Genomic DNA, 16,069 nt, shown 5'->3' with positions numbered 1-16,069 from the left:
TCAGGTGAATACGGCTTTGAGGTCTTCTTTCGATTCTGTTCCATAATGGGCAATTCTCCGAGAGTTTTGCCCTCCGGTAAACCCGGGGCGGTTCAGTTTCTTGTTTTCCTCGGCGCTCTGACTATCAACCACCAGCAGAGCAAAAGCACAGCGCTTCCTAAGGCGACGTAAACAACGTCAGCGTGCGCACTGATAGTAGCTTCAACTTTACCGAGAACGTCTTCCATGATCGTCGTTAGCAACAAACAAATATCCAAGCAATATTGTTAACGGTGAATTTTGCGGACACCATGCGGACACGGGTTTTGGAACGCAAAAATCCCCGCGCAAAAACGGGGCGTAAGGATTTGATATGTTTGTGTTTTTTGGTTGCGGGGACAGGATTTGACTTATGCCGAACTGAGCAAGCAATTCTAAGCAATGCTACGTATACCAAAGTTGCTTTCTAACAGGCTGCTGAATTAGTTCCGCCTCGGTAGCGGTTAGAGAACATGATCCACCCTCTGCACGACCAAGTCGGGGGTAAAAATACGCGGGACGGTTGAGTTGAGCGATTTGCTGTTCAGCAATGTTGATCAGTCGGAGCGTATCCCGCCGCGACATCCGCTGCGCAAGATCAGGCAGGTGGCTAACGAAGCACTGTCCAGCCTCAACGCCGAGTTCGAGGAGCGTCTCACCGATTTTGCCCGCCCTCGATCCCGCCGAAAAGCTGATCCGCGCAAGCCTGCTGCAGATTCTGTTCTCGTTCTGATCCGAGTCGCATAGGCCGTGACCTGCCACCACAGGACCAGGTTGAGCAAATTCAATTCCCATAGCCCCCTGCGGGAGCAACCAGATATATTTACGATAGCAGAAACTCTGCTCGATAACCGTAGAACCAGTTTCGCAAGCTTTAACTGTATGCTGCCGAGAGCCTATATCTTACGAATATGCAAAATCAATGGGATGGAAACGGCTTATATCGAAGACCCCGGGCAGGTCAGGATTGAAAAAGCAGGACTACGTTTCTTCCCATATTAGCGATGTTGCGCTAACTGGACGGTTGAGTATCGGTTTGGCGATTTCACCAAACCGATACGCACTTCATATCAGCGCATTAATGCTGAGTTCAGCACTTCCAGCGTCGTATTCACAACCAAGCCCTGTGGGGTAGCCCGACCGCCGGTTGTCGAGTACTCAACACAGCCGCCACCCTGGACTGCCTGAGGGCTTACTGCAACTCGCACGCGGGTCAAATCCGAACCTGCAGTATATCCACCAACCACATTTCCGAGGAACCTATTGTTGCGATCAAAAACAGCCACGCCATTCAGAACATCGTAGTTCCCTGCGGCTGAACACCGGCTTGCTGCGGCAGACCGAGGGGCATTGAGAAGCGCGTTCATTTCCGGCGTGTCGGGTGACATCCCGCCATTGCCACCGTTGCCGCCGTTGCCGCCGTTGCCGCCATTACCACCGTTACCACCGTTGCCGCCATTGCCACCGTTGCCGCCGTCACCGTTGTCACCGTTGTCACCGTTGTCACCATCACCACTGCTGGTGCCGACCCCGACCGATGCAACGCTGTTTCCGCCGACGGTTGCATCAACACCCACATTTCCTATTCCAACGGATGCACCAACAGTGCTTCCTGTGGATTCTCCTGTGCCCGTGGCAGTAACAGTGCCCCCGGTCAAACCGCTGGTAACGGAACCGACTGCATCTACGGTACTATCTACAGTCGATGTAACAGTCCCAACCACACCTCCAAGTGCCCCGCCTAGGTTCAATGAGTAGGCTGGTTGTGCCATCAATGCGGCGCTCGCACCAACTGCGACGGAAAGCCAGTACAGATTTCTGGGCAGACTGCGTTCACGCTTAAAGTTAAGTGATCTTCGTGACATCAGATGTCTCCTGTTCTTTAAAACCAAGGTTGCCGGGTTGTCAGTTCGCTGGCCGAGGAGCACTGTGATGTCATCGACTGGTCAAATGCCCCCGAAACATACACATGCCCCTCAGCAGCCACCCCCTGCGACAAGGAATACACAGATAAGTGATATGAACAAAGGAAAGTATTTCCCTAACGCATTGTTATTATTATATTTAGAACCAAGGTCGTATGCCTGTGAACCCTAAGTACTATGCGCACCAAACCAATGGCGTCTTTCTATGGCTGGCTCTTTCAGTGGCATCCCAGAACAATTCTGGCTGAAAAAAGAGATCAGACCCTAATTCGCGACAGTGCAACGTTAGTTGTAGATATTAAGAATCACTAGCTGGTCGACCCAAAGTGCAAGGAAAGCCATCTGGGACACCATAGAAGCTGTTCGGCACATCCCGATTGACAACCAACGCAGCATCGCGCGGATGCTTTAGCAAAAATAAGCTCGATTATCGACCACTCGATCTCATTCATGTCATTAAGGAGCTGGATCACGTTCGCTTCAAAAGTCGAAACAGAACTTTTAGCGATATCCTTCCATGTATCAGCGAGCGATCTCGCCACAAGGGGAAAACAGATTCACATGTGAGATTTAGAAACGCAGTGAACCGAAACGATATACCCAATCAAGACTACAGCGCGTTGATAGCGGCACGCGCAGGACGAACACGCCCCAAAGACCGCATCAGGCGATAGAACTATTAGCGGGAAATCAGACCAACGGGGTATTCCCACCTCCAACCCTCAGAGCAGTATTGTCGCTAGCCTCAAACAAGCGCGCGGCAACTGTTCTTGGGCACATGACAAGGGAGAAAAAAATGGTCGCAAAAACACAGAGAGATGCGCACGGTGAGTATCAAGCGCTGATGTTCCGACCGAGCGCCGTCGTTCCTCTAATGCTGTGTGGGATTGCTGGTGCATTCATAAGTGCGACTATTGTTTTCGCACTCGGGAAATCACTCGGCGTTGTTTTGATTGCCTACATTGTTGGTGGCAGCACCTTCGCACTCGTCGGCGCCTTGCCTCTTCTTATTACCGGTCCGAAGAACCAAGAGCGCGGACAAACCAAAGGAATAAAGACATGACGTTATTTAGTGATGGGTCGCGTTCAGACAAATTTCAGAAAGCAGCGCCTGCGCAGGGGATCATCTCGCGCCTATTCGCGCGATTTGGAAACGCAAAAGTAGATGAAAAGTCTCTACAGAGGGGCCAAGACCGCTCCGACGGCTTTGCGGTGAGCTTCGATTACGTGATGCCAAATTTAATCGAGAAGCGTCATATCTTTGTTGTCGAGGGGCGAATGCCCACGCTATTCTCGATGGTCTCGAAAGTTGCCGTACCTGCTCTGTCCATTGAATCCGTTGGAAGTTTTGGAGCTGCGAAACGCGCAATTATCGAGCCTGAAAGTGCAGAGTCATTGCTTGTCCTGGATATCGACACTCTGGGCAGTGTTGCGCAGTCTATCGAAGAACTTATTGAACTCCGTCGTATCTCTCCAGAGACACCCGTTGTTATTGGAAGCGCTTCCTTCGCCCGACACGACTTTTCAATGGTACGCAGTGTGATCGCAGATGCTTCTGTTCGGTTGCCTTGCGATTGTGTATCGGTTGCACTGGCGATCGAAAGTGCGGTCGGCAATAACAAGCTGAGGTTTCAGGCTGCGTGAGCTTGCTTCTTCTCATGGTGTCGCTTAAACTCTCTTTAGGTAATCTAATACAGGAGTGGATTGTGTGATGCACGTTTCCACCCTTACACTTCTAATTTTTTTGGCGGCATCCGTTGAGGTAGCAGGGGAAACCGACCGCGGGTTAAGCGTTGTAGATGTGGAGCGGATAATAGGTCTTGACGGGCACGATCACTATATAACGGTTCTAGAGACGCTTGATCGCCGTGGGTATACAATTGTCGAGGTAAGTAGTACTTGGTTGAACAGATTACGGATCTGGGCTGAGAACAATGTCCATCGACGCGAAATCGTGGTTAGCCGAACAAACGGTCGCATCTTGCGCGATGTGATCTTGGAGACGTACCACACTTCTACCTCTGAAGTGGAGATAATCCCTGTCGCGCCCCTTGAAGAGCTTTTGCAGAACCATCCGGGAGGGATCAGGATTGTACCAAACCCGTGATACGACTACGAACAGCGAGTCGTTGGTAATTGAATGATGTTTGGCTTCCGCTGGCAGATCGTGGTTGTCATTTTCCTTGTGCTCTCTGTGCAGATCGCAAGCGCTGGATTCTTCATCATAAAGATTTTGTCAGAGTTGCTCTTGATTGAATTTCTATGGGTTCCGTGGGAAGTACAAGAATTGCTAGAAATCCTGTCAAGTTTTGGGCTGCTATTTGGTGTTATTAGCAGTGTCGTGCTTCTCAGCATCGGATCGAGGCGCGCAACGCGTATTAACGACCAATTGCAGGCGGCGGCTGGCCAATTTTATGATTATGTCGACCGCCAGTTTGAATTATGGAAACTTACTCCTACAGAGCGTCATGTAGCTATTTTAGTGATCAAGGGCTTTTCTAATGGCGAAATTGCCCGATTGCGTGGGACAACGGAATCGACTGTAAAGTCGCAACTGTCCTCCATTTTTCGGAAATCGGAACTAAGCAGTCGTCAGCAACTTCTTTCGCACGTGATCGAAGATCTGGTATCCGCGATTCCCGAACCATAAAAGTCTTTCATGTTGATTTGTTGATTGTCACTAGTGTTCCGAGGCTGACATTTGCTGCCGATTTTCTCTGAATTGGTCGAGCGTGTTGATTGTCACTGAGAACTGACCCGGCAACAGCAGAAATTGTCATTGAGAATTGACCCATGTGCAACCTTGCCCCTGCACGAAGCAGTCGGGGGCGATAGGAGTGATAGACATGGGATTTTTGAGGATTATTCGGAAATGGGCGCTTCGGGATAAGATGCCCATTCGCGAGATTGCACGGCGGACGGGCGTATCGCGCATCGAAGCCGTTGGTCGCCATCGGTCCGAGACCGACGGCTGAGGGATCAAGAGGTATCTGCGGGAGGGGATCGTCGAGCCTCGGTTTCAGACACCTGATCGCCCAAGCAAGATCGATCCATACGCGGCGCGGCTGACAGACTGGCTGGTGGCCAACCAGCGCAAGGCGCGTAAGGACCGCCGCACTGCGAAGGACATGTTTGAGGAGCTTGTTAAGGCTGGATATGACGGATCCTACGAGCGCGTCGCGGCCTTTGTGCGCCAATGGAAGGGCGAACGGCAGCGTGCGCAAAATACGACCGATCGGGGCACTTTCGTGCCGCTGGTGTTTGCGCCGGGCGAGGCGTTCCAGTTCGACTGGAGCGAGGACTGGGCCTATGTCGGCGGCGAGCGCATCAAGCTGCAGGTGGCGCATATCAAGCTGTCGCACAGCCGCGCCTTTCTGGTTCGGGCGTATCTGCTGCAGACACATGAGATGCTGTTCGACGCCCATTGGCATGCGTTCGTTCGGGGCATCCTTGAACCGGTGGCGGATTTCCCCCTCACCTTCGAAGGCATCCCAAGCCGCGGCATCTATGACAGTGAGGCTTGGCCGCCATTGATGAGGTGGATGGCTCCCGCTTCCGGCATCGCAATGTGCCATATTGGGTGCTGTGAACATCACCAACAAAGGGAGCCATCCACCTCATCAATGGCGCCACAATGGCTCGTTCCTGGAGACCGGAAACGACAGCTATCGCTTCAAGGCCAGCTCAGAAACAGCGAAAAAGAAGAGGAAGGAAACACCAGCATTGACCCCAACATGACACGCAGAACATAACAACCGGATGGGTCAGTTCTCAGTGACAATCAACAGATTCTACAAGCAACTCCGCACGCCCGAATATGATATGCAAGACGTAGAAAAAATCTTACAATCTGCGGGATTATTGAGCTGCTCCTCAACGCTGAAGGCAGCGCTTCGCAAGCATTCGAAGCGCTGCCCTCTCTTCCGAGGTCTCCTCAGTTCAGCAAGCCGCCTGTAAGCCCGCCGACCAATCCACCGACTGTGTTTGTTACACCACCGACAAGACCTCCGGAAACTTCGCTGTTGCTTCCCCCGGATAATCCAGAAACAAGACCGCCGGATCCTCCTCCGTTTCCGCCACCAGTTGATGTAGAGCCGGCGGACCCGTTGCCATTGCCACCTCCAGTCAACCCGCCGACAGTGTTACCGACTGCGCTCAACAGCCCGCCCACCAGATCGCCGGACCCGCCATCTTCATTGCCACCGCCAGTCAACCCAGCGACACTATCCACGAGGTCACCCACAAGGTCGCCAGATCCACCATCGCCACCGAGAAGTCCGCCAATATCCAGTGTGCCCAGTACATCATCCAGATCCAGCAGATCACTGCCACCTACCCTAACATCGGCGATCCTCTGACCTTCATCTGACGCAGGATCCAGAAGGCCGGCATTTAACAACGGCTCCGTGCTTTCTGACGACACAAGTGTCGACCCAAGCAGTTTGACTTCTGCAAGGCCGTCTAGGGGAATGCCACCGCCATCGACTTGTGGTAACCCTGCGTTTTCTCCCCCCAGATCAACAATTCCCAATACATCGTTTATATCCAAGGCGAACGCCGGTGGTGCAACACTTACCGCTGATGCCATCACGATCACTAATCCTTTACGCATTCCTGACTCCTGTTCCTATTCTCAATCTCGCCTCGACACCCTGCGCCCTCCGACCATCGATGTAGGCGCTGTATCTTCCCGAATTTTCTTTGTCAGAACATCGCCGCATGGTTGCAATGGCATACAACTTTGGTTTTAAAGCGTTTCGGTGAAACCCTGAATCATAGGCTTCCCAAGTCTGCAGCCATGTGATTCATCCTGTATAGGAGGATGGGACATGTCAGCACCTTTACCGAACGCACTGCGCGAGCGCTTTCAGCACTACATTGACGAGGGATTGAGTGGTCGTGCCGCAGCGGCACGGCTGAAGGTTTCAGCGGCAACCGGGTCTCGGTGGGCGCGCGCTATCCGTCAGCGCGGCGGGGCCTAGCCCTTGAAACAGGGACGAGCCCTTGGACGTGGAAAGCTTGTGCCCTATCGGGCGTTCATTGAAGAGCGTGTTATGCAAGACCCAGCGCATCACGCTTTATGAACTGCGCGATGCGCTGGCCATGGCCGAAGGGGTGCAGGTGCATCACTCTTCGATTGCTGCGCTGCTCAAGCGCCTTGGATTCAGCTATAAAAAAATCGCTGGTGGCCTCTGAACAGCACCGTGTTCGGGTAAGGCTCGCTCGGCGGGAATGGTGGGAACGACGGATGCCTGCCATGCGGCAGCAGCCTGAACGGCTTGTTTTCATTGATGAGACGAGCGTCAAGACAAACCTGACCCGGCTGCGTGGACGCGCGCTTCACGCGGTCAGCGGTTGCGCATGGACGCCCCGTTCGGGCGATGGGGGACGCAGACATTCATCGCAGGGGCTGATCGCGCCCTGGGTGATCAAGGGCGCGATGGATGGCAACGCTTTTGCGGCATACAACTGCGACGAGCTGGTCCCGGAACTGAAGCCTGGCACAATGGTCATCATAGACAACCTCGCCACACACCGCAATGTCGAAGCCGCCAAGGCGATCCGGGCAGCCAATTGCTGGTCCTCTACCTGCCGCCATACTCACCTGATTTGAGCCCAAGCGAACAGGCTTTCGCAAAACTCAAGGCACACCTGCGCAAAGTCGGCGCACGCACCTTCACCGATCTGTTCAAAGCCCTCGGCGATATCTGCAGAATGTTCACTCCCGAAGAGTGCTGGAACTACCTTCATGCCGCAGGATATGTATCAGCTTAAAACCGAAACGCTTTAAAAGCCGTTAAGCTATGGTTCGCTCTGCATGCCGTCGCGAGTTATTGAGCATATCAGCATTGCTTTGGTCCTCGGCCACTCGGCAAAACAAATTTTGTACGGCACCAGTTCTCCTTGCCTAGAGGAAAATTACGACCGCGAACGCTCTCATTGAATGGTCTAGGTCCTTTGAGCCGTGTCAGAGCAGACCCGTCTTGGCCAAACACAGAGCAACTCTCAGGCAGGTTTAAACATTACGCAGGACAAAGCTAACTGACACTCAACAAAATTCTTTAAGGTCGAACAGGATAACACACAGATTTCTCAAGACCGACAGACAATGCTTTTCTACTCGTACAAAAATTTTGGCTCGGTGAATGCACATTCTCAGGATTGCGAGTGACTTGTCCATCATGCCCGAACGGCACTTTCGAGTTGTACAACTTGCTTCAGCGAAGAGGAACCGCCCACGAGCACCACGCCCTCCAGAAACACCCTGTGGTTGCAAAATACCCCTGACTTGGTGAGTTTTTTCTTAACTTTAACGGCAGGCAGCGGTAGGCTTACACACCTAGAAAACCATCGAGGCCCGGAAACAGGCGTAGTACAGGAACAGCACATGGACAGTATCAGATCAATTTACATCGGAATAGCGCTTGTACTACTCATTGCATTCGGGAAAACAGCGCTTGTCTCCACGTTCTTTTTGGAGGAGCTTCTGCGGACCGGCCCAGTGTTGCTGTTGCTCTACCTGATTTTTGCTGTCCTCACTGGCTTTGTTTTCTTTGTTTTACAGCAGTTTTTTGGGCACTTGATTGTGCCAGAAGATAAATTCAAGACACTTTCCACGACCCAGAATGAACCCGGAAAGGAAGTCCTTGTTGAGTTACATGCCAAGGATTGGGGGTTGTCAAAAGCAGAAACGGAAGTCGCTATTCTCGTCGTGAAAGGGTTTTCAAATGCTGAAATCGCCGACATTCGAGGCAGCGTCCTATCAACTGTGAAAACCCAACTCGGATCCATATATCAAAAATCGGGCTTGGAAAACAGATACCAACTGATGGCATTCATAACGGATGAAGTGTGTGAGGCCGCCAAGGCCACGCAGATCAACCATAAGGTGTCACCCCGTCATAGCTCCCTCAAGGATGTTTCCGCGCCAAATCCCGAAGCAGATGTAGCAAATGTTACAACACATCCGAATGTTGAATTGTTTCGTAAAAGAGTAAGAAAATAGCCCATTTACCGTGACGACGTGAGGGTGGCCATTTTGATTACCCTGCTTGATTACCCCAAGTTTTTGCTCAGGACTGTCTATAAAGGATGTCTTAGATCAGAAGCTTCCTAGTGTTCGCCACCTGACACAAGATACCCTGTGACGAGTGTCGGGGACTGTGCGGGCTTAGACCAGCGCGGAGTCAAGGCCGACGGCCCCCGCGACTCAAAGGGCCGCCCCCACGGCACGGCGATTGAGCTGACGCCAGTGCAACGACCTGATCTTTCAGGGACTTGGCCAGCATAAAGCGCTACAGATTGAAGGGAGGATCTCCGCACTGCGGCCCTGCGGTGCACGGATTTGTACCAAGCCCGCTGTAACTGCAAAGCCCCGCATAGCCGCCTCTCATGAAAGCATCGCATAGGGCGCGGGAACTATTTGTCAGGTGGCGAACACTAGCTTAACTTCTTCCGTGCCGTATCGCAAAATACATCGTTGTATCGCCGCTTCAACTAGTAGGTGATCGTCACAACAATTGTGTCCGCATAAGTGCCGCTTGGGGGTGTATCCTGTGAAGGCACGCGACCATAAACGGGATAGGTTTGCGTATTGCCGGAGCCAGCGCCAGAAAGTGCCGCGCCATCGGCGAGACTTCCCCATGCGATGCTCCTCGACGCATCCTGATACAAGCCATAGCGGATAGCATCAGACGCAGCGCTGCGCATATATCGATCCAGCGGCCCCATCCCATACAAACCATTATCAAGTCCTATGTGGTAATCGGTCTGCGCAGTGCAGGTTACACTGATTTGGCTTGCCGCATCGATCGGGCTGCTTAGAACTCCGACGGTTCCAAAATCCAGATCAGTTGCTGAGACAAGACAATTCTTCTCTACTTGAGCCAAAACATCAAATGTGAGCGTTGCGGTGCGGTTGGTGCATATCAGCAGCAGGTTGCATGTTCGATAAGCCACACGTACATCTATCGGATCGCGAAAAAAGCTCGACAGGTAGTTGCCGGGCGCAACCCCTTCTTGAGCGCCGAAAACGCGCCCGTAGAAAGGAACATTTGCGGTGCCACTGCCCCCAATGATCAGCACACTAAATGAGGAAAGGTCAATGCTTTCACCATTAACCCAGTTGTCCCCACCGAGCACGACAGTCCGCGCAGCATCCTTGTACAGTTGATAGTTCAGGCTGGTGGAGGTTGACGAACTTGTCATCTGACGCGCACCGCTATCGCCACCACCGCTTCCTTCTCCGATATTAATGTTGCCGCTTATAGATGACAATAAACCTAATAAAGCTGAGCAGTTGACAGTGATTGTGCCGGATACATCGGTGGCATTGCTGCCCAATGTATCAACCGTTCCAAAATTTATATCCGTTGCGCTGAACGAGCAGGTTTGCGCATGTGCCGCTGTAGAAGCAAAAACTATCGCTGCTACAGCGCAGATTGTGCTGCAGATCAATCTGGCAATCATTGGCAGACCACCCCGCTAATCTGATTGATATTGCCCGGTTCGCGCGTGAAATCGAAAGCGGCGCGACAGGTACTCATATCCGGGAAATGTACAACCAGTTCGTTATGCTTTTCCAAATCGCGCAGATAGACCTGACCGTCGTAGCCCACGATGTAGCTTTCGCCAGTTTCAACATGCGTCGCGGCCAATCCCACTTCAATCGGTTCACCTTGTGGGCTGACCAGATTAACAAGTGCAGTCGCGGGATTTGTATTGATCCCGAAATCTAGAACCACACCGCTACGCTGTGCGGGCCGCACAATTTCACGCGTATAGGGCACATCTGCATCAAGCGGCAACGAGGTCGGATCAATTGCTAATGCGTTCCGCTGATAGGACCGCAAGCCAGGAACAAGCATGCGTCCCGACGATCCTGTTGTCCCGATCCAACGATTTTCATGCAGCACGTCGACACCCGGCGCCCCAGCACTTACCACAACGAATGCGTCATCGATGCGTTCGGAAAGGAAGACGCCACCCCCGGCAAACACCACAGCGCCACGCGCACGGACCCCTACGGCCTGTCGCTTGGCCGATTGTCTGGATGCGATATCAATGGCGCCATATTGCGTCTGACGCCGCGCGGAGACTGAAAATTCAGAGTGGGTATTCTTCTCTGCCTGCGCCCGCCAGTGCCAACCTCTGCCACGATCTTCCGGCGTTCCCGATACAAACGAAGATGCTAGCATTCGCCCGTCCCGACTGTTCAAACGTGTGCCGACATTCCTGTGTTTACCCAGCGGAACATGAAAACTAACGCCAAATACTGCATTCGAAGTTGCGCCGTAGCTTGCCATAGCCGACAAGTTGAGGGTTCCTTTATCAAAGACCCTGGTCGAATAGGTAGCCCCGAAGCTGCGATCCTGCTCACCATCCGCGCGTCGTGTGTCCGCATAGAAAATGCTGCCGCCGTCATCCCTGTCTGCCAGCACGGGCATGGATGCCGATATCTGGTTCAGAGACGTAATTTGCGCTGGCGGGACAAATCCCTGAGGCGACGCAACAGATGTGTTTCGTGCGATATCGGAGAACTCGTCTGACTTACGCATCGCACGCGCCGACACCCGATATGAACCCAGCGCCACAGATGTGGACAATTCGCCCATCACACCGGCCCCGAAATCCGATCTGCTATGCGCAAGGCTGGCGCTGGCAGTTCCAATCGTGCCCAGGCGGAAGGTTCCGCCGAGCCCTGCCATTCTAAGGTTTTTACCGAACTCAGTATGAGCATGCAACGTAATGCCAGGCGTTAGTCCAAAACGTAGCGTCCCGGCTCCATGTACACCACCATAGTAGCGATCGGTCGCCGTGCCGATGCCCAGACGCGGGACACCAAGCGCGAGCGAATAGTCGAAAACCCCAGGGCGCATCAAATCTGACGAAACGAAAAACGGCTGGTTCACACGTGTTTCGCGTCCGCTGACATCACGCAGGACTATTTCGGCATCGGTAGTGCCGGTTGCAAATGGCAGATCTGTTAACTGGAACGGTCCAAACGGCACATTTGTCGAGAACCGGCGAATTGAACCGGCATATACATCAACGGTCGATGGGACTTCTGCGCTGCCCTCGTAACTAGGCAACGCTATAGTCACAAGATCAGGGCGTAATTCGAAATTACGTTCAAGTACGACCCCCCCCATCCGAACAGAGCGCGCCCACGTCGGTCCACGCGTCGAGAGATCCCCAATTTGAAGCTGTGTTGCCCGACCGGGGATTGGTGTTCGCCAGTAACTATTCAACCGCCGGTATCGGTAGGTTTCACCCTGACGATATGTCAGCGTGAAGCTATGGTTCAGCGTCCCCAGAGGTGTGAAGACTCGCGTATCGAAACTGCCCACGATCCCATAAGAAAACACTGAACTGCGCGTCAAATCCGTATCGAGAGAGTAGTTCAGAACCAAGCCGAAGCCGGTGTCGGTCTGATCAGACAAAGTGTTATCAATACGCTCCGACGCATTTATCTCGCGCGGTGCGTAGTTTTCCATCGCAGCGGTAAAATGAATAGCCTGTGCGAGTTCATCAAGTTCGAACGTCAGGTTCTCAATTAGATCTACCCGTATATCCCCGCGCCCCCGCCTTCCGGCAACAATCGGTTTAACACCGGTTCGCCGAAGCTCCTCGGCATCTGCCAGCAAGCGCCCATCCCTATGGTCAACAAAGCGGGTGATAAAGCCAGAAGGCCAACCGTTTAGGTACACTTCCAGATGTAGTATCCGCCCCTGTTCCAGGGCCAAATCGTCAGCGCCAAGACCGGTGGCAGCCGTCTGCACGAACAAGGAGATGCCAAGGAAGCACAGTACCCGTTTTGTCCGGCTATCGCGATGAGACCGGGGCATTCAATGTCCCTAAGCTCGTGCTAGCAGCAAGGTTTACGTTTGCATTTCCAATTTGCGAAGCCGCTCCCACCGGCCAGCGCATCGTTGAATTGCCCAGCGCATAGCCCATAAGACCGTCCCGGCGAACGATGACATTGTTCCCCCGTGTTAAACGAACATTTCCAAGCCGCAACCGTACATCCCCGGTATTACGCGCCTCAAGAAATGTTGTACCACCGCTTCGAACCAGAGAAAAACCAACTTGCGGCGGTGTCGCTCGCGGGTCGGTGAAGAATGCGGGTATCCGAAGTCTGGTTACAAATGCCACTTGCCCCGCCTGAAGCCGCGTTCTGTCGGGAACTTCATCTATGTATATGCGATAAGCTTCTTCGCCCCTTACAGGCGCTGTACTCGTGCGCACAACACGCAAGGTTTGTTCTGCCCCTGGTCGCAACTGCGTCATCGGAGGGCTAACGACAACATCGTTGGTGACTTCCATGCGCTCTCGACCGTTGTGCTCGGTCCAGCGAAACACCCTTGCCTGCACTGTCTTGAGGTCGCGCCCGTCATTTCGTAGTGTCAGCGTTGTCGCAGCACCAGGCGCAGTGACCGCCAAGGTCACTGGCGAGACACGCAAACCATCGGCACGGGCCAGCGCAGGGATCAACAAAGCTACACAAACAATCGAGTAAAGGACGGCTTCGATGCGTTTCATGCCATGACCTCTGTCTAATACGTCACGGTTACGGTGATGGTATCACTGTAGATGCCTTCGCTTGGGGTGGCTTGTGGCGGTACCCGTCCATACACTGTATAGACTTGAGCGCTTCCCGTTCCGGTTGCTGACACTGTGTCGGTCGGCGGTGCATTACCCCAATTCACGTTGCGGGCCGCATCCTGAAAAAGCCCGTAATCTATCGTCTCGCCTGCGCCAGTCATTCTGCGCACGGATGTCGTTGCGCCATCACCAGTACCTTCATCCAGGCCAATAGAATAAGCAACATCTGGAGTACATGTTACTTCTATATCGGACGCTGCATCTATTTCGGTAGTCAATACACCCGCAGGGCCAAAATCGAGTGTCTGGGTCGATGTGACTTCGCACTCTGCCACGATTTCGATCGTGACGTCGAAGGTTGCCGTTGATGTTTGTGAAACCGCGACATTCGGGGGCGTTATAAAAAAAATACCCCAGATGCCAACGAACCGAGTTAGAGTTCCTCGTTTCATTTTGCCTGCCTTCTCATTTTCCGCTCGAGAATTTTTCTTTCTATTTTCTGCCCGCGTACTCATGAAACTGCACATTTTTTCAACCTATGCGGTTAAATTACAACCTATACGCTAATTACATCTTTTGCAACCTCTTACATCCAACAGATGTTATGCCTCAAACTTTCGTTTGATCGCAGCAGCTTATTCTGTTTACGCGCCTGCAGACTAATGCAGGATGCCTGACTTGGCCTATGTCTGACGTCAGCGCTCATGGGACAACATAAGCAAATTTTGGGACAGAGGGTTTTTGGATCATCGTAGCGTTCATAGAGCAAAGATGAGCAAGCTCTGAGCGTCAAGCAATCGATCCAAAAGATCAATAGTAGCGGCAAACCATGGCGACGAAGAATGCCGAGGCCGAAAACGCCGTCCAAGACATCCGGCGCGCGACGCGTAAGATTCACAGTACGGAAGAAAAGATTCGCATTGTCTTGGCCGCCCTTCTCGACGAGGGCATAGCCCAGAGCGTGCATTTCAGCTGGTCGTAGGAATTTCTCGAGGCCGGGAAGACACGCTTGGCTGTGGACACCATCAGCCAGGTAACCAGCACGGATGTCAAAGCCCTGTGCGCCGAGACGCTCGCCCTCAAGGCGGTGGTGACCGACCTAGCCCTTGAAAACCGCATCCTCAAAACACGACCAGGGCTGTGCCCGCGACCGGCTCAAGGCCAGCGCGAACGATGAGTTCAGGGACAAGATCACCCGATCAAACCATATATGGCAGACCGACTTCACCTATCTTAAAGTGACTGGTTGGGGCTGGTTCTACCTGTCCACCGTGCTGGACGATTTCTCGCGTTACATTGTCGGCTGGAGCTTTTCACCAATATGGGGCGGGCGATGTCAGCGACGCGCTGGACATCGCACTTGCCGCATCGGGATGTGACCGCGTCACTGTGCTACACAAACTGTGACCTCTGAGAGATACCGGTCCCTGTTATATCGCGGGTGATCTTGCCACATATCTGGGTAAACACGGCATGTATCAAGTCTGCGGCGCGCCTAGCGGGCATTTCGGTTCCTGCGGCGATCTCGGCTTGGTAAATCTCCAAGCACTCGTCTTTCAGCTTCGGTTCGGGCGTAGCAATGTAGTCAACCTCAATCAGGTGCCGCATGCGCTGTACAAGGTCAGTCATGGTAAGATGCGGCCCGGGCAGACTGTTCAAAAAGGCAAGGAGGTCCGGCTTTGGTATCCAGCAATCCAAGGCAGAAGATAAGACGGTATCACGCGGCCCTTCCCATTTTCGCCATAGCGCGCTGTCTCGGTCAAGCGCAGTGGTCATCTCTGACGACAGCTTAGCCAAGGCGCGTTGATCTCTCAAATGACGCAGCGACTGGCTGCGAACATACTCAGAAAGCAAGCTTAGGATGATCGATTGACGCCTATCCATGTCTATCTAGCACCACCTGTTGAAAGCGCGAGGAAACACCAAGCTAGTCGGGCTTTTAAAAGCAAAGCAAACAAAATCGGCAATACCAACTTCTGAAACAGAACTGTTCAATGTATTGCTCAAACAGCAAGACAATAGCCGGCCCCCGTTCCTTCCCCCCGACATGCAGGGGAAGGCCCTTCGCTCTGATCCGTATCCGCGCGATGCCCGATTTCGGGGACCATTGCACGCCGGTAGGTTTGTAGCACATTTGGCCAGATCATCACAAAGCATGAGTTAATTATTTTCCAGTGTAGGCGGTAATTCACTCGAATAAATAACCCTTTCCTTCTTCTTTTCCGCCCCTATACTCGCCGCACATTGAAAGGAGGCACCCCATGTGACCTAGGCTAACAGCTTAAAGACACCCGTATATCTTCGCCACACGCGAGGAAATGTCTTTATGTAATATCAGTGCCTAGGCCTTTATCATGGAGGCCTTCACGTGTTCACATGCCAAACTTACATCTGCCGCTCGCGCTTTAGGTCGCAAGCGACTAAAATAGTCGCGAGCTCAGCAGTAGATACCGCAGCCCCGTATGGATGGCGTAAAGCTACATGTCTTTACTGTATCTGCTATCTGCACAGTGATAGTGGAT

17 protein-coding genes and 3 pseudogenes are annotated in these 16,069 nt (G+C 52.9%); 13 read left to right on the top strand and 7 right to left on the bottom strand.

The genetic code is table 11. The annotated features are described in order from the left end of the window. Positions 1-528 precede the first annotated feature (528 nt). Positions 529-745 (top strand): annotated as a pseudogene (locus EV660_RS17405) (transposase); the annotation flags it as partial. A 343-nt stretch (positions 746-1,088) separates the two neighbouring features. Here the strand turns inward: EV660_RS17405 and EV660_RS17400 are convergent. Continuing rightward, positions 1,089-1,883: a hypothetical protein gene (locus EV660_RS17400; RefSeq protein WP_134014114.1), complete on the bottom strand. Its 795-nt coding sequence runs from the start codon at positions 1,881-1,883 to the stop codon at positions 1,089-1,091. A gap of 856 nt (positions 1,884-2,739) precedes the next feature. Between EV660_RS17400 and EV660_RS17395 the strand changes: the two genes are divergently transcribed. From EV660_RS17395 to EV660_RS18970, 5 genes and pseudogenes are all read left to right on the top strand, one after another. Beyond that, positions 2,740-3,006: a hypothetical protein gene (locus EV660_RS17395; protein ID WP_134014112.1), complete on the top strand. Its 267-nt coding sequence runs from the start codon at positions 2,740-2,742 to the stop codon at positions 3,004-3,006. Further along, complete coding sequence (locus EV660_RS17390; protein WP_100319044.1) at positions 3,003-3,587, top strand: hypothetical protein; 585 nt, start codon at positions 3,003-3,005, stop codon at positions 3,585-3,587. Before EV660_RS17395 ends, EV660_RS17390 begins: the two co-directional genes overlap by 4 nt. A 496-nt stretch (positions 3,588-4,083) precedes the next feature. Further along, positions 4,084-4,593, top strand: coding sequence for a helix-turn-helix transcriptional regulator (locus EV660_RS17385; protein ID WP_071480102.1), 510 nt, complete (start codon positions 4,084-4,086; stop codon positions 4,591-4,593). Positions 4,594-4,789: 196 nt separating this feature from the next. Beyond that, positions 4,790-5,458: pseudogene (locus EV660_RS17380) on the top strand (IS21 family transposase); the annotation flags it as partial. Between the two features lie 115 nt (positions 5,459-5,573). Beyond that, a pseudogene (locus tag EV660_RS18970) lies at positions 5,574-5,681 on the top strand (ATP-binding protein); the annotation flags it as partial. Positions 5,682-5,877: 196 nt separating this feature from the next. Here EV660_RS18970 and EV660_RS17370 read toward each other — a convergent pair. Then, the gene (locus EV660_RS17370; protein WP_134014110.1) at positions 5,878-6,555 is read right to left on the bottom strand and encodes a hypothetical protein; all 678 of its coding nucleotides are present in this window, start codon (positions 6,553-6,555) and stop codon (positions 5,878-5,880) included. A gap of 217 nt (positions 6,556-6,772) precedes the next feature. Here EV660_RS17370 and EV660_RS18745 point away from each other — a divergent pair, with 217 nt between their 5' ends. The 5 genes from EV660_RS18745 to EV660_RS17355 all read left to right on the top strand — a co-directional run bounded on the left by EV660_RS18745 (position 6,773) and on the right by EV660_RS17355 (position 8,949). Then, positions 6,773-6,925 carry a hypothetical protein gene (locus EV660_RS18745; protein ID WP_157798879.1) on the top strand — a complete coding sequence of 51 codons (153 nt, stop codon included), beginning with the start codon at positions 6,773-6,775 and terminating at the stop codon, positions 6,923-6,925. Between the two features lie 67 nt (positions 6,926-6,992). Next, positions 6,993-7,139 (top strand): winged helix-turn-helix domain-containing protein, encoded by a 147-nt coding sequence (locus EV660_RS17365; protein ID WP_232727338.1) that lies wholly within the window; start codon positions 6,993-6,995, stop codon positions 7,137-7,139. Positions 7,140-7,200: 61 nt separating this feature from the next. Further along, positions 7,201-7,557 carry a hypothetical protein gene (locus tag EV660_RS18740; RefSeq protein ID WP_157798880.1) on the top strand — a complete coding sequence of 119 codons (357 nt, stop codon included), beginning with the start codon at positions 7,201-7,203 and terminating at the stop codon, positions 7,555-7,557. Continuing rightward, entirely contained in the window at positions 7,518-7,718 is a 201-nt protein-coding gene (locus EV660_RS19135) for a transposase (RefSeq protein ID WP_425466543.1), read from the top strand. Before EV660_RS18740 ends, EV660_RS19135 begins: the two co-directional genes overlap by 40 nt. A gap of 613 nt (positions 7,719-8,331) precedes the next feature. Then, positions 8,332-8,949, top strand: a complete 618-nt coding sequence (locus EV660_RS17355) for a helix-turn-helix transcriptional regulator (protein WP_071480100.1) — start codon at positions 8,332-8,334, stop codon at positions 8,947-8,949. Positions 8,950-9,440: 491 nt separating this feature from the next. Here the strand turns inward: EV660_RS17355 and EV660_RS17350 are convergent, their stop codons facing one another. From EV660_RS17350 to EV660_RS17335, 4 genes are read right to left on the bottom strand one after another with little or no spacing between them, the layout of a single operon-like run. Continuing rightward, positions 9,441-10,412, bottom strand: a complete 972-nt coding sequence (locus EV660_RS17350; RefSeq protein WP_071480099.1) for a Csu type fimbrial protein — start codon at positions 10,410-10,412, stop codon at positions 9,441-9,443. Continuing rightward, the gene (locus tag EV660_RS17345) at positions 10,409-12,724 is read right to left on the bottom strand and encodes a fimbria/pilus outer membrane usher protein (RefSeq protein WP_232727415.1); all 2,316 of its coding nucleotides are present in this window, start codon (positions 12,722-12,724) and stop codon (positions 10,409-10,411) included. Before EV660_RS17345 ends, EV660_RS17350 begins: the two co-directional genes overlap by 4 nt. 43 nt (positions 12,725-12,767) lie before the next feature. Beyond that, on the bottom strand, positions 12,768-13,484 hold the full coding sequence (locus EV660_RS17340; protein WP_071480097.1) for a fimbrial biogenesis chaperone: 717 nt from the start codon (positions 13,482-13,484) through the stop codon (positions 12,768-12,770). A gap of 14 nt (positions 13,485-13,498) precedes the next feature. After that, positions 13,499-14,062 carry a Csu type fimbrial protein gene (locus EV660_RS17335; protein ID WP_198510651.1) on the bottom strand — a complete coding sequence of 188 codons (564 nt, stop codon included), beginning with the start codon at positions 14,060-14,062 and terminating at the stop codon, positions 13,499-13,501. A gap of 494 nt (positions 14,063-14,556) precedes the next feature. Between EV660_RS17335 and EV660_RS18730 the strand changes: the two genes are divergently transcribed. Beyond that, a complete protein-coding gene (locus EV660_RS18730) occupies positions 14,557-14,724 on the top strand; it encodes a hypothetical protein (RefSeq protein ID WP_168800336.1) in 168 nt (55 codons plus the stop codon). Next, positions 14,654-14,926 (top strand): DDE-type integrase/transposase/recombinase, encoded by a 273-nt coding sequence (locus tag EV660_RS19040; RefSeq protein WP_100319047.1) that lies wholly within the window; start codon positions 14,654-14,656, stop codon positions 14,924-14,926. Before EV660_RS18730 ends, EV660_RS19040 begins: the two co-directional genes overlap by 71 nt. A 13-nt stretch (positions 14,927-14,939) precedes the next feature. Here EV660_RS19040 and EV660_RS17325 read toward each other — a convergent pair whose 3' ends face one another. Then, complete coding sequence (locus EV660_RS17325; protein ID WP_134014105.1) at positions 14,940-15,176, bottom strand: hypothetical protein; 237 nt, start codon at positions 15,174-15,176, stop codon at positions 14,940-14,942. Positions 15,177-16,069: the final 893 nt, after the last annotated feature.

The organism is Roseinatronobacter bogoriensis DSM 18756, from assembly GCF_004366635.1.
GTDB lineage: Bacteria > Pseudomonadota > Alphaproteobacteria > Rhodobacterales > Rhodobacteraceae > Roseinatronobacter > Roseinatronobacter bogoriensis.
The sequence above is the reverse complement of the archived record's forward strand: the minus strand, read 5'-3'. Positions and strand labels throughout refer to the sequence as shown.